The sequence below is a fragment of the Streptomyces akebiae genome (assembly GCF_019599145.1).
Taxonomy (GTDB): Bacteria; Actinomycetota; Actinomycetes; order Streptomycetales; family Streptomycetaceae; genus Streptomyces; species Streptomyces akebiae.
Genome location: NZ_CP080647.1, coordinates 5,828,936 through 5,851,214 on the forward strand (window position 1 = coordinate 5,828,936; position 22,279 = coordinate 5,851,214).

Here is a 22,279-nt window from a genome sequence, read left to right on the forward strand (position 1 = left end):
GAAGCGGTGCGTGATGCGCGGAGCACGTGGTGCGGTGGGACCGGGACCCGCGGCTCTGGGGTCCGACTCCCACACGCACCTCGGTGCCTCAGCGCGTGCTTCAGCGCGTGCTTCGGTGCTTCAAGTAGTTCACGTGTGCAGGTGGTTCGCGTGGTGCAGGTGGTTCATGTGGTGCGGGTGGTTCTCAGTGCGCCACCACGCGGGCCATCGAGCCACGGCGTGGCTGCATCGGAACGCCGCGCGCGGGCTCCGGTGCGGGCGGCCTGGCGCCGGGGGCGGCCTGACGGCCGGTCGGTGCCGGGCTGCGACGCGGCTGTGCGGCCACGCCGTTCTGCACGTCCATGACGGCGTGGGCCACCAGGCCACCCATGGGGTCGTGCCGGATCAGGTCCCGCAGCCGGGAGCGGGACGAGCGTCCCTCGTTCCCCGGATACAGGTGCTTGCCGAGGCCGACCGCGTGCGCCAGGGCGGCGAGCGCCGCGGTCCGCGGGTCCGGCGGGACGCCGGTACGGATCGCGGAGTCCAGTCGGGCTCGTATCTCCCGGCTGATCTCGGTCTGACTCGCCTGGTAGCGAGTCGTCGGCAGCACTCCGCACATCTGGCCCGCCACGGCATGCACCATGCCGCACCGCTCCAGATGCGAGAGGTAGGTCTGGCGGAGCCCGAGACGCGGCCCGCCAATCCAGTGGATAGCACGTACCGGAGCGCCACGCCTTCGCAGCAACTCCAACGCGCAGTCCAAAGTCGGATCTCCAGTCGGCCGTGGGGACACCACGGCGATACGATCCCCGTCTGGGGCTATCCGTCCGGCCAGCGCCAGCTCCACTAGCTGCGCTCCGGCCAGACCAAGGTCGAGCGACTGCGGCTGTGCGGTGGTACCCGTGGCCGGGTCCAGCGCCAGTAGCAGAAGCTCCTCCGGAAGTGTTCTGCGGCTCATGCCCATCCATGCCTCCCCGCGTGGATGAATGACAGGGTGACCCCTCTCACATTGGTCTGTCGAGAGTGCGTGACCGGAATGTAGTGGAACCGGTAGGTATGTCGTTCTCGTCTACCGGAGGGGTTAAGCCCGCACACAGGACACTGGTACATGGTTCGGACAGCGGCGCGGCGCGGTGGTGCGCCGGTGACTAGTGTCCGGGCGGCGGGTTTTCACGGATTCGCGGATTCACGGTTCACGGTTCGGTTGGGCGCGCGCTCCTAGGACGGGCGGCGCGCGGGAGGAGGCATCGGTGGCGGGCACGTCCCCCGACAGGTCGAAGCGGTACGAGTCGTCGACGGAGTCGACGCCGGGGAACGAGCCAGCGGTTCCGGACCCCGGAGGCTCGGTCCCGGGCCAGTCCTCCGGCTCCCCCACGCCCGCCCCGGACCCACGCCTCGCGATGTCCCGGCCCTCCACGCCGAAGACCGACCAGGCGACAGCGGTCTTCTCCCGCCGAGCGCTCCTTGAGGCGGCGGAGGCGGAGGGCCTGAAGCTGGACGACGCGACACCGGACGTGGCCGCGGATGCGGACGCGACGGGTTCAGGGGTGGCGAAGACCGCCGGGTCCAGGACCGCCGGGACGCGGCGGGACGAGCCGGAGTCCGACCGATCCGACGCGACGGACGCCGAGCACCCGGACGAGGCCGGATCGGACGCGGCTGAGGCGGACGCGGCTCAGGCGGGTGCCGAGGAGGCGGGTGCCGAGGACTCGCACGGGGCTCAGGCGGACGCCGGCACCACGCGGACGGAGGCCGACGGGCCCGAACCGACCAGGGCCGCCTCCGAGGACACCGACACGGAACCGGCGGCCGGGGACGAGGTCGAGGACGAGGACGAGGACGAGGACGGTGGTGACGCTCACCCGCGCGAGCGGGGTGCCGCCGCGCCCACGTCTGAGCCCGACGCCGCAGCCACCCCCGACGGAGACGAGACCGAGGACGGCGCGAAGGCCGCCGATGCCGCTCGGGCGGCCGCTGCGGGGGAGGAGGCGGGCCCGGAGGCCGATGGGGCCCCCGACGGACGGGAGACCGTTGACGGCGCGGGAGAGGCCGCTGCCGGCGGTCCCCACGGTGCCGGCGACGCACGCGTGGCGGGTGACGACGTACGGCATGTCACCGATCAAGTCACCGGTCAGGTCACCGATGGCGCACCGGAAGCCGACGACGTACGCGAAGCCGCCGACGACGTACGCGAAGCCGCTGGTGGCGCGGACGAAGCCGCTGACGACGCGCGCGAGTTTGCCGACGACGAACCGGAACCCGCCAATGGCGCACCGGAAGCGGCCGATGGCGAACCGGTCCCCGCCGATGGCGCACCGGAAGCGGCCGACGACGTACCCGAAGCCCGCCGTGACGCACGTGAACCCGCCGACGAGGAACCGGTGGCCGCCGACGGTGGGGAAGCCCCGCAAGGGCCACCCGCGGGTGACGACGAAAGTCGCACGGGTGGTGCGGGTGGGGGCGCGGTGGGCGATGGCGGAGCCGAGGCGCGGCGGGCCGTGGACCAGCCGACCGCGATCTTCCGGGCCCCCAGGGTGCCCGCGGTGGACCAGCCCACCACCATGCTCAAGCTGGGCGACGCCGTCCCCAAGGACGCCGGGCCCGCCAAGACCGACGCCGCCCCCCGGGACGCCGAGCCCGCCAAGACCGACGCCCGCCCCGGCCGCCCCGACGTCTCCACCGGTGCTGACGGCGACAAGGGCGCGGACGACGGCAAGGGTGCCCACGGCGACAAGGGTGCCCACGGCGACAAGGGTGCCCAGGCCGGCGTCGGCGTGGACGAGCCCGCGCCCCCCGCCCCCGCCGAGCGCACCAGCAAGTTCGTCGCCCTGAAGTCGCTGGACGAGTCCACGACGCCCAGGCCCCCCGCGGGGGCACCCCCCGCCCCGGCGGAGGCGACGCGGACCATCCCGCAGGTGGGCCCGGAGCGGACGACGCAGCAGCCGCTGCCCCCGAAGCCGCCGCTGGACCTGCTGGCGGAGCTGACGAACACGCCCCCACCGCGCCAGACGCCGGTGCGGACGATCATCCGCAAGGTCAAGATCTGGACCCCGCTGGTGATCCTGCTGGTGATCGTATTCGCGGTCGCACAGGCTGTACGCCCGCTCCCCACCCCCGCCCTGGCCCTCACCGCTGACGCGTCGTACGCCTTCGAGGGCGACAAGGTCTCCCTGCCGTGGCCCGACGAGGGCCAGGGCTGGATGGACGTCAACGGCATCGGCACGATGGACAGCTTCGGCGAACAGAAGCCGGTGGCCATCGGCTCCGTCGCCAAGGCGATGACCGCGTACGTCATCCTCAAGGAACACCCGATGAAGCCGGGTTCGAAGGGTGAGACCATCCCCGTCGACGCCAAGGCGGAGACCGAGGGCGGCTACGACAAGGACGGCGAGTCCACGCTCAACACCGTCAAGGAGGGCGACCAGCTCTCCCAGTACGACGCGATCGCGGCCATCATGATTCCGTCCGCGAACAACATCGCCCGACTGCTCGCCCGTTGGGACAGCAACGGTTCGCAGGAGGCGTTCGTCAAGAAGATGAACGCCGCCGCCAAGGACCTCGGCATGAAGAACACGACGTACACCGACCCGTCCGGCCTGAAGGAGACGACCGTCTCCACCGCCGAGGACCAGGTCAAGCTCGGCAACGAGCTGGTGAAGATGAAGGCCCTGACGGACATCACCAGGCTGCCCGTCTGGTACGACCCCTCGGGCCAGCGCTGGGACAACTACAACCGGCTCGTCCCGTACAACAACGCCATCGGCATCAAGACCGGCTCCACCACGGCCGCCGGCGGCAACCTCCTCTTCGCGGGCACGCAGGAGGTCGGCGGTGAGACGGCGATCGTCGTCGGCGCGATCCTCGGCCAGCACACTCCGCCGATCATCGACACGGTCAACGCGGTCAGCAAGACCGCCATGATCGCCGCCCAGGACGCGCTGACCTCCGACACGATCCTGAAGAAGGGCGACGTCGTCGGATACGTCGACGACGGGCTCGGCGGCCACACCCCGGTCGTGGCGACGAAGAACGTCTCGGCGGTCGGCTGGGCGGGCAAGACCGTCAAGCTCGAACTCGACGCGAGCGCGACCATCCCGCACGAGGCGGAGTCGGGCACCGTGGTCGGCACACTGATCGTCGGCGACGGCGCAGGCGAGGGCGTCGAGGTTCCCGTCGCCCTCCAGAAGCCCCTCACCGAGCCCGGCTTCCTCACGAAGCTGACCCGCGTGAGCTGACCGGCCGAAACCGCGTGGGCTGAGCGGCCGAAACCGAGGCGCCTCTTCCGTCATAACGGCGAATGCCGACGGAAGGGGCGCTTTCGTGCGCGTGGGGCCTTCTTCCGCGCCTTCTTCCGCCCTACTCCTCGCCGTCCCCCGGCACCGCCTTCTCGTCCGCTTCCTTCTCGCACTCCAGGGCAGTGGTCCGTGACGGCCCGCCGTACTGGGAGCTGATGCGTACGTCGCCCGGCTCGTGGACCGTGAGGCGGGTGAACTCGGTGAGGTCGCCGTTGGACTCGCGGTCCGCGGTGAGGCAGCCGTTGTCGGCCCAGAGCCAGGGGGAGTAGGCGACGCGGACGGTGACCTCGCCCGCCCGCGGCATGTGGACCACGAGGTTGGCCCCGTCGGCACTGACGACGGTGGCCGGCCTGTCGACCAGCGGTGTCGCGTTCTTCACCCGGTAGATCTTCCAGTTGGCGTCCTGCCAGACCGGCTCCAGATAGTCCGGCCCGCTGCTCACCAGCGCGTGTTCGAGCTCGGCGGGCCCGTCCGGCTCGCCGTTGACGAGGACGACGAAGCCGACGGCCCACTGCGACAGCCACGCCTTGTACGCGGCCGGCGTGAAGGCCCCCTCGGGCACCTCGGTCCCGCCGTGACCCTCGTAGAAGAGGCGGCCGCGCTCGACGTCGGCCTGCCGGTTCCAGCCGCGCGCCATGTTGATGTACGGCGCGAGGATGGCGGCCTCACGGTGGTCGCGGGCCGGCACCACCTCGACGCGGGTCTTCCAGGCGCCCAGCCGCTTCAGCTCCTTCACCACACCGTCGGTCTTCACGGCCCACTCGGGCACCTTGGTGTTGGTGACGATGTCGGCGGTCGTCTTGCCGGTCAGCCAGGTCACCGAGAGCACCAGGGCCACCGCGCCGGCCACCGTCCGCCGCCGGGGCGTGAACCAGGACAGGGGGAGGCGGGCGTCGGCCGTGCGCGACTCGCCCCGGTACAGACAGATCGCCAGGGCCGCCGCCGGGCCCGCCAGTTCCAGGAGGCGTTCGACGTTGGTGCCGATGGGGGTGGGGATCAGGTAGCAGAGGACCACGCCGAGCGCGTAGATCGCGGCGCTCAGGCGGAGCACCCGCCAGGCGCTCGGCGCGACGAGCACCACCGCCGCGCACAGCACGACCGGCGGCCATATCCGGCTGAAGGCCATGGGCTGCTCGCCCTCGAAGGGGAACAGCAGCGTGGTCACGGCGACGACGGTCACCGGCGGCGCGAGCAGCGCCGCCGCCCGGCCCCACTCACGGCACAGCAGATACGCGGCGCCGACCACGAGGAGGAAAAGCCCGGAGACGGGGCTCCCCAACGTGGACAGCGTCGCGCACACCGCCGCCACCGCGATGTGCCGCCCGGTGCGCCCGCTCACCACCGCCAGCAGGGCGCCCATCGCGAAGGCCGTGCCCAGCACGAACGTGGAGCGGCCCGACACCACCTGGCACCACAGCGAGAACGTCGCCGCCAGCGCGACAGGAACCGGTGCGCGTACGCCCGTTCGGGTGACGACCTCGCCGACCAGCCAGGACGCGGAGAGCCCCGAGAGCAGCGTGACCAGGACGACGCCGAGCGCCGCCATCAGATACGGCGAGAGCACGCTGTAGTTCGCCGCGTGCAGTCCCCCGTACCAGAACAGGTTGACCGCGGAGTCCGGGTACGTCTTCGCGAACTCCGCCCACGCCACCTGGGCCGCCAGATCGCCGCCGCCGGTCGCGAAGACCGCCCACCACACGAAGTACAGCGGCAGGGCGCACAGGGCGGCCGTGAGGGGCACCCGGTGGCGTTCCCGCCACGGCTCGCGCGACGGCGACGGCCCGTCGGCACGCGAGACGGGTCGTCGTGGGGTCAGCTCGGCAAAGGCCACTGCGGCTCTTCCGTTCCGTTCGACTCGTGCGGGCGGGTGTTGTCCGTTTGTTGGTGTAGACGCTAATCACCCGCTGACAGTTGGCCGACAGGTCCTGCTCGATCCGGTACGGCCGTAGGGAAACCCCTAGGCCGTACCGGCACCACACGGCTCCACACGGCTTGGGCACCACACGGCTTACTACACGGCTCGGCTACCGCTCGGCTCGGCTACTACTCGGCTCGGGACTACACGGCCCGGGACTACACGCTCAGGATGCGACCGGGAACGCCACGTCGCACACCGGGTCCTCGGGGCCCGCCGCGTCCCAGTCCGCGAAGTAGATCTCGCGGCACGGCCCGGTGACCCGCAGACCCCGCGCGGCGATCCACCGCTCGACCGCCTCGAACGCCGCGAGGATCTGCGGATGGGCCACCTGGGCCTTGCTGATCCGGGTGTACGCGAGCCGCGCCGCCGGCTCCACGCGCACCGTGGTCTCCCAGGCCCGCCCGTGTTCGGCGGCCCAGGCCCGTGCGGCACCCTCGTCGGCCACCGGCACACACGACTCCGCGGGCCCGTCGCTCTCCATCGACACCTCGGAGTGGTACACGACGAACGGCGCCCCGGTGACCCCTCCACAGGCCGCGGCGCCCTCCTCCAGCCGTCCGAGCGACGCCCCGATCCATGCGGGCAGCTCGTCCGCGAGGGTGTGCCGTGACTGGGTCAGCAGCACCTGAGGGCCGATGTCGACCGTTTCGACCGTGAAAGCCCCGTACGTCTCTTCCATGCCTGACTCCGTTCCTGACAACCGTCCACGGAGGTAGGCGACCAGGGTCCGCTGGGACGCGAACCGTTCCTCGGCCCCGGCCCAGTACGCGGCCAGCCGCTCGGCGGCCCGCGTGCCGTCCCGCTCGACGAGGCCCACGACCTCGGCGATCCGCGCGAGAGGCATGTCGAGCTGCCGCAGCAGGGCCACCAGCCGGGCACGTTCGACCTGGCCGGCCCGGTAGTACCGGTAGCCGTTCACCTCGTCGACGTACGCCGGAGGGAGCAGCCCCAGCCGGTCGTACAGCCGCAGCGCCTTCGCCGACAGCCGTGCGCGGGAGGCGAAGGCACCGATGGTGAGCAGGTCGTCCATGTCCGTGGGGGTCACTGGGGCATCCTCCGTCACCGGGCGCCCTCCGCCCGGCGAGAGGGACGGTGCCCCTTGCCCCAGGGGCAAGGTCAACGGCGGCGCCGCGGGCGTCAGCCGATGGCCTTCTCCACGGCGGCGACCAGCTCCGCCGACTCGGGCTCGGTCTGCGGCGAGAAGCGCGCGACGACCGAGCCGTCGCGGCCGATCAGGAACTTCTCGAAGTTCCAGCGGATGTCGCCGGTGTGGCCCTCGGCGTCCGCGTGGTCCACGAGCCGCTCGTACAGGGCGTGCCTGCCCTCCCCGTTGACCTCGACCTTCTCGGTCATCGGGAAGGTGACGCCGTACGTCGCCGAGCAGAACTCCGCGATCTCCTCGGCCGAGCCGGGCTCCTGCCCGAGGAACTGGTTGCACGGCACGCCGAGCACGGTGAAGCCCTGCGCCGCGTAACGGGCCTGGAGCGCTTCGAGGCCCGTGTACTGGGGGGTGAGACCGCACTTGGAGGCCACGTTCACGACGAGGACGGCCTGGCCGGCGTACTGGGCGAGGTCCGCGGGGCCGCCCTTGAGGGCGTCGATCTGCACGTCCAGGACGGAGGGGGCGGCGTTGTCAGTAGTCATAAACGGATGTTATCTCCGGTGGCGCACGCCCTCTCCGGTCGGGTTCACGCCCCCCGGCCCGCCCGCAGCAGCACCTCTCCCGCCGCCGTCCGCACGTACAGCACCGAGCGGCCGGCCCGCCCGCGTCGTACGAGACCGGCGTCCAGCAGCACCCTCAGATGGCGGCCGACGGAGCCGAGGCCCTGACCGGTGAGGGCGCAGAGCTGAGTCGTGCTCTTGGGGGAGTCGAGGAGGACGAGGACCCGGGCACGGGTCTCCCCGAGGAGAGGACCCAGAACGGCCGGGACGGGGGGAACGACTGGAGCGCTGGGGACGGCGGGGACGGCGGGGTCGGTGGGGGTGGCGCCGGGGTCGGCGAGGACGCCCGAGCAGGGGTACACGACGGCGTACCGCTCGCGCTCCTCCCACGCCACCCACCCCGTGCGCTGGGGCGTGACCGGCACGAAGACCAGCCGCGCCCCGGAGATCTCCCGCGGCGGGTACTCGTGCAGATTGACCTGGAGCCGGTTCTCGCCGAGCCACCGCATCCCCGGTCGCATCGCGTCCAGCACGGCCGCCCAGCCGCCCTGCCCCAACCGCGCGGTCCGGGCGAGCACATCGGCCTCCAGCACGCGCCGCCGCCGCTCCCAGTACGGCCGTACGGCCTCCTCCCACACGTGGGTGAGGAGGTCGGCTGCACGGGCGGGCAGGTCGTCCCGGCGCAGGGCGGCGGGCAGGGGGCCACGCAGGGAGAGGGTGAGGTGGGCGCGGGCGGCGGCCGGGTCGGCGGCCCGGACCCGGGCGATCTCGGTGGCGAACGTCTCGCCCTCGCGCGGCGCGGGCGTGAGGAAGTCGGCGATCCACTCCTGGCCGAGCCCGGCGCGGATCAGCAGGGCGGTGAGCGGGTCCTCGGCCAACGCGGCCCGGTAGGCCGGGAGATGGGCCCGCAGCCAGGCCTGTTCCCCGGGATGCGTGCCCGTCCCGGCGTGCAGTATCTTCAGGCTCGCGAACGTCTCCGCGAGCGGCGAGACGACGAACCGGCTGCCGGCGAGGGTGTCGGCGTTGACCTGCCACCAGCCCATGGGAACGCCTCCGTAGATGCGGCGCGAGCCCGTGTCCGACCCCCGCCCTCGACACTCCGGCCGAACTTTCGCGTGTGGGCGAAACATTACGGGGGGAGGGGCGGCGCGCCTCAGGCTCGTTCTCCATGCGCGGCTATCAATCTCTCTTCCGTACAAGGGAGTTCACGCCTCTCTTCGTCGCCTCCTCCCTCCAGGTCGCGGCCTCCACGATCGGCGGCCTGGCCCTCGGCACCTCCGTCTACGCGGCGACCGGCTCCCCCCTCCTGTCCGCCCTCAGCATGTTCGGCCCGTCCCTCGCCCAGGTGATCGGCGCGACGACCCTGCTCTCGGCGGCGGACCGCCTGCCACCGAGGGCGACGACGACGGGTCTGGCCGTGGTCTTCGCGGCGAGCACGGCGTCCCTCGCCCTGCCCGGCCTGCCCCTGTGGACGGTCTTCGCGGTGATCGCGGCCCAGGGCCTGGTCGCCTCCCTCGGCGGAGGAGTCCGCTGGGGTCTGCTGAACGAGATCCTCCCCGGCGACGGCTATCCGCTCGGCCGCTCGCTGTTCAACATGTTGCACGGCCTGACGCAGATCGCCGGATACGCGACCGGCGGCGCCCTGGTGGCCCTCCTCTCCCCGGCGGTCACCCTGCTGGTGTCGGCGGCCCTGTACGCGGCGGCGGCCCTGTGTACCGCCCTCGGCCTGAGCCGCCGCGCCCCACGGGCCACCGGACGCCCGTCCGTCGCCGAGACCTGGCGCACGAACGCCCTCCTGTGGTCGTCCGCCCCGCGCCGCCGCCTCTTCCTGGGCCTGTGGATCCCCAACGGCCTCGTCGTCGGCTGCGAGTCGCTGTTCGTCGCGTACGCCCCCGACCGCGCGGGCCTCCTCTTCGCCTGCGCGGCGCTCGGCATGCTGGTCGGTGACGTGACGGTCGGCCGCCTCCTCCCGCCCCGGGTACGCGACCGCCTGGCCACCCCGCTCCTCCTGCTCCTGGCGACCCCGTACCTGCTGTTCGCCCTCCACCCGCCGACCCCCGCGGCGGCGTGCTGCGCCACCCTCGCCTCGGTCGGCTTCGGCGCGAGCCTGGTCCAGCAGCGCCACCTCCTCACCCTGACCCCACCCGAACTCACGGGCCACGCACTGGGGTTGCACTCCGCAGGCATGCTCACCTGGCAGGGCCTGAGCGCGACCCTGGCAGGCACGTTGGCTCAACTGACCTCCCCGGCAACGGCGATGACCCTGCTGGCGGTCGCCTCGGGGACGGTGACGCTGGGGCTGTGGGCGGCGGGGCGGGACGAGCGGGCAGGGCACACGCCGCCTCTGTCCGTGTCCTGACGGCCTTTCCGCCTGTCGGAGACCGCGGCAGCCGACAGCGGCTGTGTCCCGCGGAGCGGAACCCGGGAGGGGAGGCCGCCCGCTCCCGCCCGCTCCGACCCGTTCTCGCCTGATCCCACCCGTTTTCGCCCGCTCCCACCTGCTCCCGCCCGCTCCCACCCGTCCTGACCGGACAGGGCGGGAGCGGGCTGCCCCTTCTTGATCGGCACGAGGGGCAGGACTTCCCGGACGGGAAGGTTCCGGCGCTCGGGGCGCCTGCGGTCTCCATCATGCGGACCGTCGGGCCGGGCGACCGGGGAAGAGGGAACTTCGCCCCGAAAGCCTGTACTGCCACACGTTTCGCGGCTGATGTGCGCTGGGGAGCGGTACCTTGCGCGCTGTCGCGCGGCGGTCGCATTGTTCCGCGATTCCCGTAGGCCATGGCGTCAGGGCGATCGGGCCCAGCATGCTGACGTCCGGCTCCCCGATGACGCGTCGGCACCGCGGAGGGGACCTCTCGGACGTACGTATGTCTTGGAAGGTACCGATGTCCAGAAGGCAAGTCTTATCCGTCATCGTGTTGTTGACGGTCCTCGGGTGGAGCGTGGTGCTCGTCGCCGTCGGGGAGACGGCCGCGGCCGCCGCCGCGGTCCCGGCGCTCGTCCTGAGCGCGGAACAGGTCGTGACGTCGATGGCCACCGGTACGGCAGGGCCCGTGCCGGTGACCACCGGTACGGCAGGGCCCGTGCCGAGCGACGAACCCCTGCGCGTACCGGGTGACGAGGAGCGCCTCGGGTGACCCCGCCGTCCCTGTCGCGGCGGCCCGGAGGGGGCGCGCCGGCGGGTAAGCCGGGCCGGAAGCTGGGCCCGATAGCGGAGGGTGTGGGCAGAGCCCACCGGGCCTGGCTGGAGCCCCTGCGGATCCGGTTCCTGGCCAGCGGCCTGACGATCAGCGAGCTGAGCGACCGGTCGGGCTGGGCGAAGTCGAAGATCTCCGAACTGCTGCGCGGCACGGGCCGCTACCCGCGCTGGGAGATCACCTACGGTCTGCTGGACGTCCTCGACCTGCCGACCTGGCCGATGCGGCGGCTGTGGATGGCCGCCGCGCTGGAGGCGCGGAAGAAGCCGGACTGGATAGACGGCTGCATCCAGAGCCGCCGGGACCAGCAGCGCCCGAACCGGCCGCCCGGCCCCGGGACGGCCCTGTCGACCGGCCCGACCGTACCCCCGCTGGAGCATCGAGCGTTCACCGAACTCAACCGTGCCGCCTATCTCGCCTACGCCCGGCTCTTCGTGGGTGAGGAGGAGGCGCGCGAGGCGGTGTCGGAGACGTTCGACGTGCTGTGGTTCCGCTGGGACGAGGCGCTGGCCAGTTCCGACGTGGTGCCCTTCGCGTGGTCGGTGCTGCGCGCGAGCGTCATGGCCCGGGCCCGCCACACCGACGGCCACCCCGAGCTCACCCGCACCGCCTTCGACACCGTCGCCCTGAGCCTGCTGTCGACGCCGACGGCGCGGTTCGCGCAGATCGAGGAGTCGATGGCCCTCTTCAGGGCCATCAGCCGGCTGCCCGCCCACCAGCTGGACGTCATGGTCCTCACGTATCTGCGCGGCATGGACCACGCGGCCGTGGCCGACGTCCTGGGCGTCCCGATCGCCTCGGTCCACACGGCCGACCGCTACGCCCGCAAGACGCTGAGCGCAGCTCTCCACCCCCAGAACGACCTGGGAGAGACCCCGGAATGATGCCCACCCCGATATCCCCGACGCCTCCGACGTCCCCGATGGACGCCCTCCTGGCCCGTGCCCTGCTCCTCGAAGAGCCGCACGTGCCGCACGACGTCGTCCCCGGCGTCCGCCGTCACGACGCCCTGCTGCCGCTCCCCGGTCCCCACGACGACCGTACGAGCACCATGGCCGCCCGCGATCTGCGCACCCTCTGCGAGACGGTCCTGACCCACACCACCCCTCGGGCCCTCCAGGATTTCGTCACCGAGCACCTGCCGGAACCGCCCGGCGCCCGCGTCCTCGGCTGCATCCTCCAGCTCGCCGACGCCGGGGACAGCGCCCGCTCCTGGTGGCAGTACGCGGCCGGCGCCGGCGACGACCTCGCCTCGTACTGCCTCTACCTCCACCACCTGATCCTGGGCGACACCGACGCGGCGGCCTGGTGGCGCGACCAGACGAGCATCGCCACCCGCCCGGCCCCCGAACCCCTGATGGCCGTCCCCGATCCGGGCATCCCCACCGCCTACGACGCCAGTTTCCCCACCGTCCTGCGCGCCCTCACCCACCTCGACCGCACCGTCCCGCCCCGCCGCACCGAACTCGTCGACGCCGTCATGCACTACGTCCCCGGTGCCGTCGCCCTCGGCTACGTCGACAACCCCGACTTCGAACTCCCCCTCCCCGGCCCCGACTTCGCCGAACACATCAGCATCCTCGTCGCCGCCGCCTCGGCTGCGGCCTCCTGGATGACGCCCCCGCCCCTCCACCCCACCTCCCCCCGCCTGCCCCGCCGCCCCCGGGAGTCCTCCGACTCGGGGCCGACGGCCCATGGCTGAGGCAGTGCCCTTCAGAGGCAGTGCTCTTCAGCGGAGGTGTTCGTCGAAGAACGCCAGGGTGCGGCGCATGGACGTGGGCCACTGGGGGCCGAAGGTGTGGCCCTCGCCTGAGTACTTGATCAGGCGTACGTCCTTGCCGGCCGCCTCGAAGTCGGCCGTGGTCCGCTCCGACCAGACGAGGGGGCAGGTGGTGTCGGCGGTGCCGTGGTGGATGAGGAGCGGCTCGGTGACGCGGTCGACGTAGGTGAGGGGCGAGATCTCGCGCCAGAAGGCGGGGTTCGACGCGGGTGTGCCGTGCGCGGCCTCGATCTCCGCGACGACCGGGTCGCCGTCGGGGCGCTGGAAGTGGTCGATGTTCTCGGCGGGGCGGGAGCTGACGGGGGCGAAGACCACGGCCGCGTCGAACAGCCCCGGGGCCACCACCAGCGTGTTGTAGACGACGCCTCCGCCCATCGACCGCCCGAGCAGACCGATCCGGTCACCGTCGATCTCCGGGCGCCCGGAGTCGCGCAGCGCCAGGGCCGCGCCGATGACGTCCTCCGTGTAGCCGAGGCGGAGGTTCACGTCGTTGTCGGGGTCGTCGTCGGAGCCGGCGTGGTTGCGGGAGTCGGTGTGCAGGACGACATAACCCTCGCGGGCCAGCAGATCCTGCTCCCGGGCCAGCCCGCGCCCCGTGGTGTACACGGCGGGGTCGATGTACCCGTGCGCCAGCACCAGCGCCGGGAAGGGGCCCTCGCCCTCGGGGATGTTCATGATCCCCGAGATGGTCAGACCGTCGGACTCGTACGTGACGGCGTGGCTGGTGTACGCGGCGGCACGGGCCAGTACGGCGCCCAGGCGCAGGTCGGAGCCGGTGTGGGGGCGGGCGATCAGGCCCGGGATCGAGACCGGGTTCACGGGCGTCGGGGTGGGGGTGGGGGACGCCTCCGTACGAGGTGGATCGGGACTCGTCGCCTGGGACCGGCCCGTGGTCGGCGGCGCCGTGGGGGCGGCACCCTCGCGCTCCCCTCCGGCACAGCCGGCCAGAGCCACCAGCACGAACACCAGTACGAACACCAGGGTCGACGCCACCACGGACGCCACCACCGACGCCGGCACCGACATCAGCCCGGCGGAGACACCGCCCCGGCCTCGCCACCGCATGGGGCCAGTATCCCGCGCCGGGGACGGCAGGGGCGGGCGACCGGAAGGGATCCGGGGCCCGCCCTCCCGCTGTGGTCGCTCACGGCACCGCCGTTCTGCTTGACCCACTCTGCTTGACCCACGCGGCGATCTCGGAGGCGGCGCTGCTGCTGCCGCCCCGGTCGTTGTCGCCGACCACGATGAAGTGGAGCTTGCCGACCTTCGGGCGAGGATCGCTCACAGGGCCGGGCGCGCCCAGCGCGGCTCCTCCGGCGCTCCGGTGAACAGCCGACGGGCCCGGACGGCGAGCCCGCCGCCGACCGCGCCGGCCGTGCCGACCGCGCCGGCCGTGCCGACCGTGCCGACCGTGCCGGCTCCGGCGGAAGGAGCGTCGCCCCACAGCTGACTTACTCAGCCCGTTCTCGCGGCCGGGGCCGTTTCACCCCCCGGGGCCGTTCTCACGACTGGTACGGCTGCTGCTGCGGCTGGCCGTACGACTGGCCGCCGTGCGCGCCCGCGCTCTGCTCCTGGAGCCGCTCGGCCTGCTCGGCGCTGACCTTCTGCTCGGCTCCGCAGAAGGTGCACTGCGTCTGGTACTTCGTCGAGATCGGGATGAGCGGCACGAAGAACAGCGTGAACTTCGTGACCCGCTTCCTGAGCGTGTGCGCGGCGGGGTTGCCGCACTGTCCGCACACCAGCGTCAGTATCGCGAGCTGGTACAGGTATCCCTTGGTGCCGAAGATGATGAACATCTGATCCTTCCCGGGGGTGCCCAACGACGCACCGCGCGTGCTGCACGCACCGTACGCACTGCCCTCAAGTGTGCCCGTCCCTCACTTCTTCACGTCGCCGGTGAAGATCGCTTCCTCGGAGTCCCAGTCGGGGGAGACCTCGACCTGGAGGAACGTCTCGTCCTTGGGCAGTTCACAGGCCCACGGAACGGTGAGGGAGCGTCCGGCGAGGATACGGGTGTCAGGCAGTCCGTCGAGGCCGTCGTCGTAGATCGCCTCGCCCTCCTTGCCCTGGTCGCCGTAGGCGCAGTTCACGGTCATCTCGTTGGCGTCGACCGTGACGTCGGACCCGTTGGTGATCTTGATGCTGAACTTGACGTAGGGCGTGCTCTCGGGCACCGCGTACTCGCTGGACACCCCGCGCTTGAACCCGGAGAGCGCGACCTCTACGTCACTGTCGTAGATCACCTCGTCGTCGAGGGCGAAGACCCCGTCGTCGTCGGTCGCGGTGTCGCTCGCGTCCTCGGAGGCGTCCTCGGTCCCCTCGCCGCCGTCGTCGCCGGTGGTGTCGGCGTCCTCCGCCGCGACCGTCTTCGTGACGGTGACCGTCGGCGCGGGCGAGGCCGACCCGTCGCCGTCGTTGGTCACGACGATGCCCGTGCCGATGACACTGGCGACGACGGCGACGGCACAGCCGATGATGATCAGGTTCGTCCGGTTCCCGCTCGGCGGCTTCGGCGGCTGCGGCGGCATCGGCGGCCCGAATCCCGGCATGGGCGGTGGCGTGATGTCGTGGCTCATGGTCCCCCCACACGGTGCAGTTGAAGGGTGAATCATCCCGTACGTGCGCGGTTTTTTGGAGAGGGTGTGGCTGGATCGTGATGGCGGGGTGGAGGCCTCGACGAGCCGAGGTCCACCCTCGGCCGCGTCACGTGCGGCCAGACCCGCGCCACGTGCGGCCAGACCCGCCTCGCGCGCAACCAGAGCCGCGCCGCGTGCAACCAGAGAGGCACGCCGGGCCCGCCCAGGTCCGCCTCGGGGGCGATGTGGCCGGCAGCCCCGCTCGGGGAGGCTGGGCGTCAGGACCAGCGAGAAGAGGGAAGGCGGCATGGAAGCGATCATGGAAGCGGTCAAGGAGCCCGACTGGAACACCGTGGGCATCCTGGGGGCAGCGCGAGGCGCCCAGTCGGGCAGCGGGGGCCCGCTCGGTACCGAGCACCTGCTCGCCGGCATCACCACCTCCAGAGGACCCGCGCGCGAGGCACTCGCGAGCGAGGGGGCGACGAAGACGGCCCTGCTGGCGGTGTTACGGCACAGGCAGGACCAGGACGCCGCGTGGACCGCCGCCGACGGCGCGGAGGAAAGCGTCGACGCGCGGGAGGTGCTGGGCGAGGACGACGGCCGACGCGACCGCTTCACGGGCGCCGCCGCCAGGGCGCTGACCACCGCGATGGGCCACGCGGAACGGGAGGGCGCGGCGAAGTTCGGCGCACCGCATCTGCTGCGGGCGCTGCTGGACGAGGACAACCGCGCGGTGGAACTGCTCGGCGCCTGCGGTATCACCCCCCAAGCCGTACGAGCCCGCCTCGACGGCACGGGCGACGGCGCGACGGACGGCCTGAGCCCCCTCCTGCACGCCACCCGCGACAGACTCCTCGGCCGTGACCACTACCGTCATCTGCCCTTCTGGAAGCGGTGGCTGTTCAAACGCTCCGGGATCAACTGGGCGTCGCGTCCGGCCCAGTGGGTGGGCCTGGAGACGTACGAGCAGGCACACCGCCTGGGCGCCGACGCGGTCGGCACGGAACACGTCCTCCTGGCGGTCCTCGCCACGCACGAGGTCGCACTGCACCACCCGCATCTCGCGGGAGAGAACGCCCCCACCCCGGACCTCCGCTACACGGGCGGCGAACGCCTGACCCGCCTCGGCCTCGACTACACCTCGGTCCACAAAGCCTTGACCGACAGCCGCGTCCACCTCCTCCCCGACCCCCACCCCCTCACCCACTACCTGGCGAGGCCCACCCCCTCCAAGACGCCTCCCACGGCCACCCCCACAGCCACCCCCATGGACGACTTTCCACCCGACCCGGGCACGGGCCCGTTGGTCGAGTCCCTCCTGAACGAACAGACCCGAGCCCACCAACTGATCACGGCCCTGACCACCCCTCCCACTCCCTGACCAGCCACCTGATCAATCCCCGCCAACCACCCTCCCGTGGTCGCACCCCTGTCGCCACATTCGGATCGCCACATTCGGACTCTGCGCGGTCGAGCGCGTCGCCCCGGGGCCGGTCCGTGCCGAGAACCTCATCCACGCTGGTCGCGGCTCCGCACCCGACGGCGAACCGCCCTGGTCCGCTCCAGGGTGATGCTCCTCGCCTCGTACTCGTCCATGGGGCCGTTGACGAGCAGAGCGGCATATCCGCCCCTGCGCTCGCCGGTCTCACCACATCCGCTGCCGGGCCCCCTCCGGTGGCGGTGGGGCGTCGGCTTCCGCCCGCACCACACGGGAACCCTCGGAACCCTCAGCGCCGGCCACGCACAGCGACGGCAGCCCGCGGAAGGACCTGGCGAGCGCCGACACGGTCCCGCTCACCTGGACGGCCAACTCCCAGCCCCGCACGCCGCCTGAGCCCCTGCCAGGCGGGCCGGCGGCTACACATCGATGAGGGCACCTACGAGAGTCCGTAGGTGCCCTTCTCCTGTGCCCCCGGCAGGGTGCGAAGCTGAGACACCCGCTTGAGGAGTGGGATCGAGTCCCGGCCGGGTGATGCTCGACCGTGCCGTGTGGCGTCCGTTCTGCCTGATCGGCGCATTACGGCACGAACGTGTCCCAGCCGTCTTCCGCGGCCCGTGTGACCGGCGCGGGTGATGCCCTTCCCTCTGCCGCCCGGTCAGCTGCGGCGGTGTCCCAAGGGCTGGGCGGTGCCGGCCGCCTGGGTGTTCTCGGCGGATGCGTCCGGGTTGCCGTGCTGTGCCACGGAGGCGGTCCGCGCCGCGCCGGTCCTGGTCCGCTGCTCGGGGCGGCGCAGCAGGACGACCGCGCAAGCCGCGGCTATCAGGGCCAGGACGGCTGCCACGATGAGGCACAGGCGCATGCCGTCGAGGAGGGAGTCGCCCAGGGCGCCGTAGACCTGATTGGCCGTGGAGCCGAGGTCCATCCCGGCGACCGCGCCCAGGCCGCCCTCCTTCGCGGTGGCGACGATGGCCTGGGCCTGGGTGCCGGTCACACCGGCGTCGGAGAGATGGCCGGGCAGGGTGTCCACGACGCGGGTGGACAGCAGGGCTCCGAGGACGGCCGGGCCGAGCGCGCCGCCGACCTGGCGGAAGGCGTTGTTGGCGGCCGAGGCCATGCCCGCCAGATGGTGCGGCACGGCGGCGACGGCGGTGGCCGTCATCGGCGTGGTGACGAGGCCGAGGCCGACGCCCAGCGCGATCAGCCGCCAGGCGATCGAGCCGTAGGAGGTGTCGGCGTCGAGGTTGGTCATGGCCAGCAGGGAGCCGGCGATCAGGAGCAGACCGACGCTGATCATCCAGCGGGTCGGGACGCGGTGCATGAGCCGCCCGGCCGGGGCTCCGGCCACGATCGCGGCGACCGGCACCAGCAGCAGCCGCGCGCCCGCCTCCAGCGTGCCGAGCTGCTGCACCATGCCGAAGTACAGGCTGAGGACGAAGAAGAAGCCGATCAGCCCGAGGAAGGTGATCAGGGCGACCAGGGCGGTGGCGGTGAAGGCCGCGCTGCGGAACACCGCCAGGTCCAGCATGGGGCTGTCGCTGCGCTTCTCCACCACGACGAACGCGATCAGCGCGACGACGCCCAGGGCGAGGGCGGCGACCACCTCGGTGGCGGTGAAGGAGTCGGCGCCGCCCTCGATCACGCCGTAGACCAGGGCGGTGACGGCGACGGCCGCGGTGATCTGGCCGGGCCAGTCGAGCTTGCGTCCGTGCGAGGCGCGCGAGTCGGTCAGCAACGGGGCGGCGACGGCCATCGCGACCAGCGCGAGGGGGACGGACAACAGGTAGATCCAGCGCCAGGCGAAGTGGTCGAGGACGACGCCGGCGATGACCGGGCCGACGGCCAGCGCCGCGAGCATGGCCATGGCCCACATGCCGATGAACTTGCCGCGCTCGCGGAAGTCGGGCACCGCGTGGCTGATCAGTGCCAGCGTGGTGGGCAGCAGAGCGGCCGAGCCCAGACCGGCCAGGGCCTGCCCGGCCCACAGCATCTGGATGTTCTGCGCACACAGGGCGACCGCCGCCCCGGCGGCGCAGAAGAACATGCCCGCCTGGAAGACCTTCTTGCGGCCGTGGACGTCACCGAAGACGCCTGCGGTGAGGATGAACGCGGCCATGGGCAGGACGAACGCGTCCTGGACCCAGGACAGTTGGGCGGTCGAGGTGTGCAGGGCCCGCTGGATGGCGGGCAGACTGACGGCGACCGTGGTGATCGGCAGGTAGGCGACGAACACGCCGAGGCAGGCCATGACGATGGTGGTCGCCCGCCGGTCGGTCGGCCTGATCGCCGTTGTGGTGGCGTTCACGGAAATTCTCCGCTTTCTCCCGTGCGGCGTGGTGTGCCGCGGTCGGTTGGGTGGGGCAGGGGTTGATGCACGGAGGCTGCCGTGCCGGGGCGGGCAGCCCTGACCTGCGGGATGTCGCCGGTGGCGTCCCGGAGGCGTCGGTGGGTGGGGTTTCCCGCGGCTTACGCGGCCGGTCCGGACCCGGCCCGGTACGCGGCCAGGTGGGCGCGTAGCCCATCGCGTGAACGGACGCGTTTGAAGGGGGCCTTGGCGACGGTGGCCCGGATGCGCTTGACCGGGTCGCCGGGATCACCCCAGACGACGTCGACCTGCGTGCCGATCTCGGCGTCGGCGACGTTCAGCACGGCCAGGGAGAGCATCTTGCGGAAGTAGTAGCTGTAGCCGCGCGAGGTGGCCGTGCCGACGGGGACGCCGCCGCGCTCCACTCGGTCCATCCACAGGTGGCCGCGCAGGTCGCGGGGCATGTCCATGAAGGTGTGGTGCGGGCCGTCGCCGTACAGCGAGCGGTGCACGTCGAGGACGTCGTCGCTGTTCCACACCAGGGTGCGCAACACCCGCGCGGGCTCGGCGAGCCGCTCCTTGAGGACGGCGTCGCCGAGGAAGGTGTGGTCGAAGCTGATCTGCCTGGTCCAGCCGAGCTCGACCGGGTCACGGTAGTAGTCGCGCAGCGACTCGCCCTGGAAACTGCCGGCGATGAACGCCCGCGGGATGTGCCAGGGCGAGCCGAGCAGGTGGGCGAGGAAGTCGGCCTGCTCGGGCTCGTACAGGGCGGGCAGGTAGTCCAGGTTCCGGGTGGGAACCGCGTTCTCCAGGTGGTTGACGGGCGCGGCCCGGTTGCCGAGGCGCCGGATGCCGTACTTCTGCCCGGCCTGAACGACCGCGTCGTACACGGCGCCGCCGATCTCGCGCGGGCCCTGCAACTCGAACCCGACCTCGCCGGTCATGCCCTGCCGCAGCGCCCGGACGGGGTGCCCGGCGAGGGTGATGGGCACCGTATGCATGTAGGGGGTGTCCAGCAGCCGCTCGTCGCCGGTCAGATCCAGCAGCAGCGGGATCGAGGCGGGGCCGGAGACCTGGTACACGAACCAGTCCTCGTCCTCGGCAGTGGCCTTGAAGTCGCCGTGCTCCAGGTTGTACCGGGCCCAGTCGCCACCCGGCCCGTGGAAGACGTAGTCCTCCTCGTCCAGCCGGGTCAGGATGCCCTCGCTCATGACATGGCCGTGCGTGTTGGTCTGCACGATGTGCTTGGAGGCGCCTGCCGGGAACCTCCGGAAGGAGTTGACCGAGATCCCCGAGAACAGCTCCGGTACGCCGGGACCGCGGAAGCGGGTCTGCGGCAGGAACGACCAGTCACCGATGTAACAGGTCTGCTTCCACGACAGGCTCTCGTCGAGCCAGTCGGTGTGCTCCGGCTGCCCGAAGAGCTTGGCGAGGATGTCGAACGGGGGTGTCGAGCGGAAGGCGTCGACGGTGAAGTGCACGGGGACGGATGCCTCTCTGATGATCAGGCGCTGCTCGCGTGTCGTGTGTGTCGTGTGTGTCGTGGTGCGGTCGGCGCGTCGGCACAGCGCCGCTTCATGGCCCGGAGCGCCCGGGGGATGCGAGGCGGACGCTCCGGGCCGGTCAGGGAGCGGCAGCGACACCCCGCCGGGCAGCCGACCCGCAGACGCCCGCAAGCACAGCCGCCGGCACCGGAGCCACGTCACCGACGACCCGCTGGATGAGGGAGGCACCGGTGCGCGACGCCGCCTGGTGGGGTCGCCCCACACCCGCCGCGGTCAGGTGCATCAGCAGGACGAACGTGCCGAGGCAGACCACGGCCGGTACCAACCGCGTGCTCATGGGAGTCACGGCCTTTCCTCAAGGACACGCCCCAGCATCCGCCGCGCCGCCTCCGACCATGAACTTTGCAGCCCGAGACGAACAAAAGCCTCCACTCTGATCCACCGGATGACAAACTCTCCCCGTGAACGACGATGTGGACAGGAAAATCCTCCACGCACTCCAATGTGCGCCCCGCGCCCCCTTCCGGCGCATCGGCGAGGTGACGGGCGTGTCGGAGCAGACCGCCGCCCGTCGCTACCACGCCCTGCGCCGCAGCGGGGTGATGCGGGTGATCGGCCTGGTCAACCCTGCGGTGTACGGGCAGGCCCATTGGGTGGCCCGCATCCGTTCCCGTCCCGATCGGGTCGGCCCGCTGGCGGACTCCCTGGCCAAGCGGCCGGACATCGCCTATGCCAACCTCGCCTCCGGTGGCTCGGAGATCATCTGCATGATCCGCTCCCCCGTCGAGGCTCAGCGCGACGACGTCCTGCTGCGCCAGCTGCCCCGCTCGGCCTCCGTCCTCGACGTCAGCATCGACCTGCTCCTGCACCCCTTCGGCGAGACCGGCACCAGTGAATGGACCGGCTACGGCGCCGGCCTCACCCCCGACCAGGTACGGCAGCTCACCGGTGACCGGCCACCCACCCCCGCGGGGCCGCCGCGGCCCCCCACGGACGAGGACACCCCGCTGCTGGACGCCCTCGCTGAGGACGGCCGCACCACACACACCCGCCTTGCCGAGCTCACCGGCTGGTCCAACGCGCGCGTCGCCCGTCGACTGGAAGCCCTGGAGACTTCCGGCACTCTCTTCTACGACGTGGAACTGCTGCCCGAGCGCCTGGGCCACACCCTCAACGCCACCCTCTGGCTGCGCGTCGCCCCCGCCCGCCTCAAGCAGGCCGGCGAGGAACTCGCCCGGCACACCGAGGTCGCCTTCGCCGGCGCCATCAGCGGCCGGCACAACCTGATGGTCAGCGTCATCTGCCGCGACGCCGAAGACTTCTACCGCTATCTCACCACCCGCGTCGCCGCCATCGACGGCATCGACGCCTACGAGGTCAGCATCCGCGTCCGCCGCCTGAAACAGGCCGCCTCACTCGTCTTCCACGGCCGCCTCGTACAGCCGACGCCCCTGTAGGAGCCGACTGTTGCCGCTCACCGGGTCACGGCCCACGCTGGACCGGTGGAGCGCACGTTCACGAGGGCCGCTCACCAGCGTCCTGGAGGGCGCATGGGTTCGAGCGGATGATGGACACCATCGGCGCGATCTTCGGCCCGCTCCATGCGCTCGGTCTGGTCGCCTCG

At 71.9% G+C, this 22,279-nt stretch carries 19 protein-coding genes; 7 read left to right on the plus strand and 12 right to left on the minus strand.

All coding sequences use genetic code 11. The features are described from left to right. Positions 1–184: 184 nt before the first annotated feature. On the minus strand, positions 185–943 hold the full coding sequence (locus tag K1J60_RS25195; protein ID WP_033531862.1) for a GOLPH3/VPS74 family protein: 759 nt from the start codon (positions 941–943) through the stop codon (positions 185–187). Between the two features lie 286 nt (positions 944–1,229). On the opposite strand from K1J60_RS25195, the gene K1J60_RS25200 reads away from it, so the two are divergent. Continuing rightward, entirely contained in the window at positions 1,230–4,214 is a 2,985-nt protein-coding gene (locus K1J60_RS25200) for a D-alanyl-D-alanine carboxypeptidase (RefSeq protein WP_220648164.1), read from the plus strand. Between the two features lie 121 nt (positions 4,215–4,335). Here K1J60_RS25200 and K1J60_RS25205 read toward each other — a convergent pair whose 3' ends face one another. The 4 genes from K1J60_RS25205 to K1J60_RS25220 all read right to left on the minus strand — a co-directional run bounded on the left by K1J60_RS25205 (position 4,336) and on the right by K1J60_RS25220 (position 8,897). Continuing rightward, positions 4,336–6,015: a hypothetical protein gene (locus K1J60_RS25205; RefSeq protein ID WP_220651684.1), complete on the minus strand. Its 1,680-nt coding sequence runs from the start codon at positions 6,013–6,015 to the stop codon at positions 4,336–4,338. Positions 6,016–6,355: 340 nt separating this feature from the next. Continuing rightward, positions 6,356–7,222, minus strand: a complete 867-nt coding sequence (locus K1J60_RS25210; RefSeq protein ID WP_220651685.1) for a MerR family transcriptional regulator — start codon at positions 7,220–7,222, stop codon at positions 6,356–6,358. A 107-nt stretch (positions 7,223–7,329) separates the two neighbouring features. Further along, the gene (locus K1J60_RS25215; protein ID WP_259407907.1) at positions 7,330–7,836 is read right to left on the minus strand and encodes a glutathione peroxidase; all 507 of its coding nucleotides are present in this window, start codon (positions 7,834–7,836) and stop codon (positions 7,330–7,332) included. Between the two features lie 44 nt (positions 7,837–7,880). After that, on the minus strand, positions 7,881–8,897 hold the full coding sequence (locus K1J60_RS25220) for an ArsR family transcriptional regulator (protein ID WP_220648165.1): 1,017 nt from the start codon (positions 8,895–8,897) through the stop codon (positions 7,881–7,883). Between the two features lie 125 nt (positions 8,898–9,022). On the opposite strand from K1J60_RS25220, the gene K1J60_RS25225 reads away from it, so the two are divergent. The 4 genes from K1J60_RS25225 to K1J60_RS25240 all read left to right on the plus strand — a co-directional run bounded on the left by K1J60_RS25225 (position 9,023) and on the right by K1J60_RS25240 (position 12,753). Continuing rightward, positions 9,023–10,213, plus strand: a complete 1,191-nt coding sequence (locus K1J60_RS25225) for an MFS transporter (RefSeq protein ID WP_220648166.1) — start codon at positions 9,023–9,025, stop codon at positions 10,211–10,213. Between the two features lie 526 nt (positions 10,214–10,739). Continuing rightward, positions 10,740–10,991, plus strand: coding sequence for a hypothetical protein (locus tag K1J60_RS25230; RefSeq protein WP_220648167.1), 252 nt, complete (start codon positions 10,740–10,742; stop codon positions 10,989–10,991). Beyond that, complete coding sequence (locus K1J60_RS25235; RefSeq protein ID WP_220648168.1) at positions 10,988–11,935, plus strand: sigma-70 family RNA polymerase sigma factor; 948 nt, start codon at positions 10,988–10,990, stop codon at positions 11,933–11,935. The genes K1J60_RS25230 and K1J60_RS25235 overlap by 4 nt, the downstream gene beginning before the upstream one ends. 38 nt (positions 11,936–11,973) lie before the next feature. Then, on the plus strand, positions 11,974–12,753 hold the full coding sequence (locus tag K1J60_RS25240) for a hypothetical protein (RefSeq protein WP_220648169.1): 780 nt from the start codon (positions 11,974–11,976) through the stop codon (positions 12,751–12,753). Between the two features lie 27 nt (positions 12,754–12,780). Here K1J60_RS25240 and K1J60_RS25245 read toward each other — a convergent pair whose 3' ends face one another. The 4 genes from K1J60_RS25245 to K1J60_RS25260 all read right to left on the minus strand — a co-directional run bounded on the left by K1J60_RS25245 (position 12,781) and on the right by K1J60_RS25260 (position 15,407). After that, positions 12,781–13,896: an alpha/beta hydrolase family protein gene (locus K1J60_RS25245; protein ID WP_259407908.1), complete on the minus strand. Its 1,116-nt coding sequence runs from the start codon at positions 13,894–13,896 to the stop codon at positions 12,781–12,783. Between the two features lie 79 nt (positions 13,897–13,975). Then, on the minus strand, positions 13,976–14,116 hold the full coding sequence (locus K1J60_RS25250) for a hypothetical protein (RefSeq protein ID WP_220648170.1): 141 nt from the start codon (positions 14,114–14,116) through the stop codon (positions 13,976–13,978). A gap of 217 nt (positions 14,117–14,333) precedes the next feature. Continuing rightward, entirely contained in the window at positions 14,334–14,627 is a 294-nt protein-coding gene (locus K1J60_RS25255) for a zinc-ribbon domain-containing protein (protein WP_220648171.1), read from the minus strand. 81 nt (positions 14,628–14,708) lie between these two features. Next, positions 14,709–15,407, minus strand: coding sequence for a hypothetical protein (locus K1J60_RS25260; protein ID WP_220648172.1), 699 nt, complete (start codon positions 15,405–15,407; stop codon positions 14,709–14,711). A 307-nt stretch (positions 15,408–15,714) separates the two neighbouring features. On the opposite strand from K1J60_RS25260, the gene K1J60_RS25265 reads away from it, so the two are divergent. Then, the gene (locus K1J60_RS25265) at positions 15,715–16,788 is read left to right on the plus strand and encodes a Clp protease N-terminal domain-containing protein (protein WP_259407909.1); all 1,074 of its coding nucleotides are present in this window, start codon (positions 15,715–15,717) and stop codon (positions 16,786–16,788) included. A gap of 715 nt (positions 16,789–17,503) precedes the next feature. Here K1J60_RS25265 and K1J60_RS25270 read toward each other — a convergent pair. From K1J60_RS25270 to K1J60_RS25280, 3 genes are all read right to left on the minus strand, one after another. Further along, a complete protein-coding gene (locus K1J60_RS25270) occupies positions 17,504–19,150 on the minus strand; it encodes an MFS transporter (RefSeq protein ID WP_398683297.1) in 1,647 nt (548 codons plus the stop codon). A gap of 161 nt (positions 19,151–19,311) precedes the next feature. Next, the gene (locus tag K1J60_RS25275; RefSeq protein ID WP_220648173.1) at positions 19,312–20,631 is read right to left on the minus strand and encodes a glycine cleavage T C-terminal barrel domain-containing protein; all 1,320 of its coding nucleotides are present in this window, start codon (positions 20,629–20,631) and stop codon (positions 19,312–19,314) included. A gap of 142 nt (positions 20,632–20,773) precedes the next feature. Further along, positions 20,774–20,992 (minus strand): hypothetical protein, encoded by a 219-nt coding sequence (locus K1J60_RS25280; protein WP_220648174.1) that lies wholly within the window; start codon positions 20,990–20,992, stop codon positions 20,774–20,776. A 124-nt stretch (positions 20,993–21,116) separates the two neighbouring features. Between K1J60_RS25280 and K1J60_RS25285 the strand changes: the two genes are divergently transcribed. Beyond that, entirely contained in the window at positions 21,117–22,112 is a 996-nt protein-coding gene (locus K1J60_RS25285; protein ID WP_220648175.1) for an Lrp/AsnC family transcriptional regulator, read from the plus strand. Positions 22,113–22,279: the final 167 nt, after the last annotated feature.

Bases quoted from the DNA above. Each gene is read 5' to 3' on its own strand.
- K1J60_RS25220 (WP_220648165.1), bottom strand. From the start codon at position 8,897: ATGGGCTGGTGGCAGGTCAACGCCGACACCCTCGCCGGCAGCCGGTTC.
- K1J60_RS25225 (WP_220648166.1), top strand. From the start codon at position 9,023: ATGCGCGGCTATCAATCTCTCTTCCGTACAAGGGAGTTCACGCCTCTC.
- K1J60_RS25210 (WP_220651685.1), bottom strand. From the start codon at position 7,222: ATGGACGACCTGCTCACCATCGGTGCCTTCGCCTCCCGCGCACGGCTG.
- K1J60_RS25280 (WP_220648174.1), bottom strand. From the start codon at position 20,992: ATGAGCACGCGGTTGGTACCGGCCGTGGTCTGCCTCGGCACGTTCGTC.
- K1J60_RS25245 (WP_259407908.1), bottom strand. From the start codon at position 13,896: ATGCGGTGGCGAGGCCGGGGCGGTGTCTCCGCCGGGCTGATGTCGGTG.
- K1J60_RS25230 (WP_220648167.1), top strand. From the start codon at position 10,740: ATGTCCAGAAGGCAAGTCTTATCCGTCATCGTGTTGTTGACGGTCCTC.
- K1J60_RS25265 (WP_259407909.1), top strand. From the start codon at position 15,715: ATGGAAGCGATCATGGAAGCGGTCAAGGAGCCCGACTGGAACACCGTG.
- K1J60_RS25255 (WP_220648171.1), bottom strand. From the start codon at position 14,627: ATGTTCATCATCTTCGGCACCAAGGGATACCTGTACCAGCTCGCGATA.
- K1J60_RS25215 (WP_259407907.1), bottom strand. From the start codon at position 7,836: ATGACTACTGACAACGCCGCCCCCTCCGTCCTGGACGTGCAGATCGAC.
- K1J60_RS25195 (WP_033531862.1), bottom strand. From the start codon at position 943: ATGGGCATGAGCCGCAGAACACTTCCGGAGGAGCTTCTGCTACTGGCG.
- K1J60_RS25240 (WP_220648169.1), top strand. From the start codon at position 11,974: ATGGACGCCCTCCTGGCCCGTGCCCTGCTCCTCGAAGAGCCGCACGTG.
- K1J60_RS25260 (WP_220648172.1), bottom strand. From the start codon at position 15,407: ATGAGCCACGACATCACGCCACCGCCCATGCCGGGATTCGGGCCGCCG.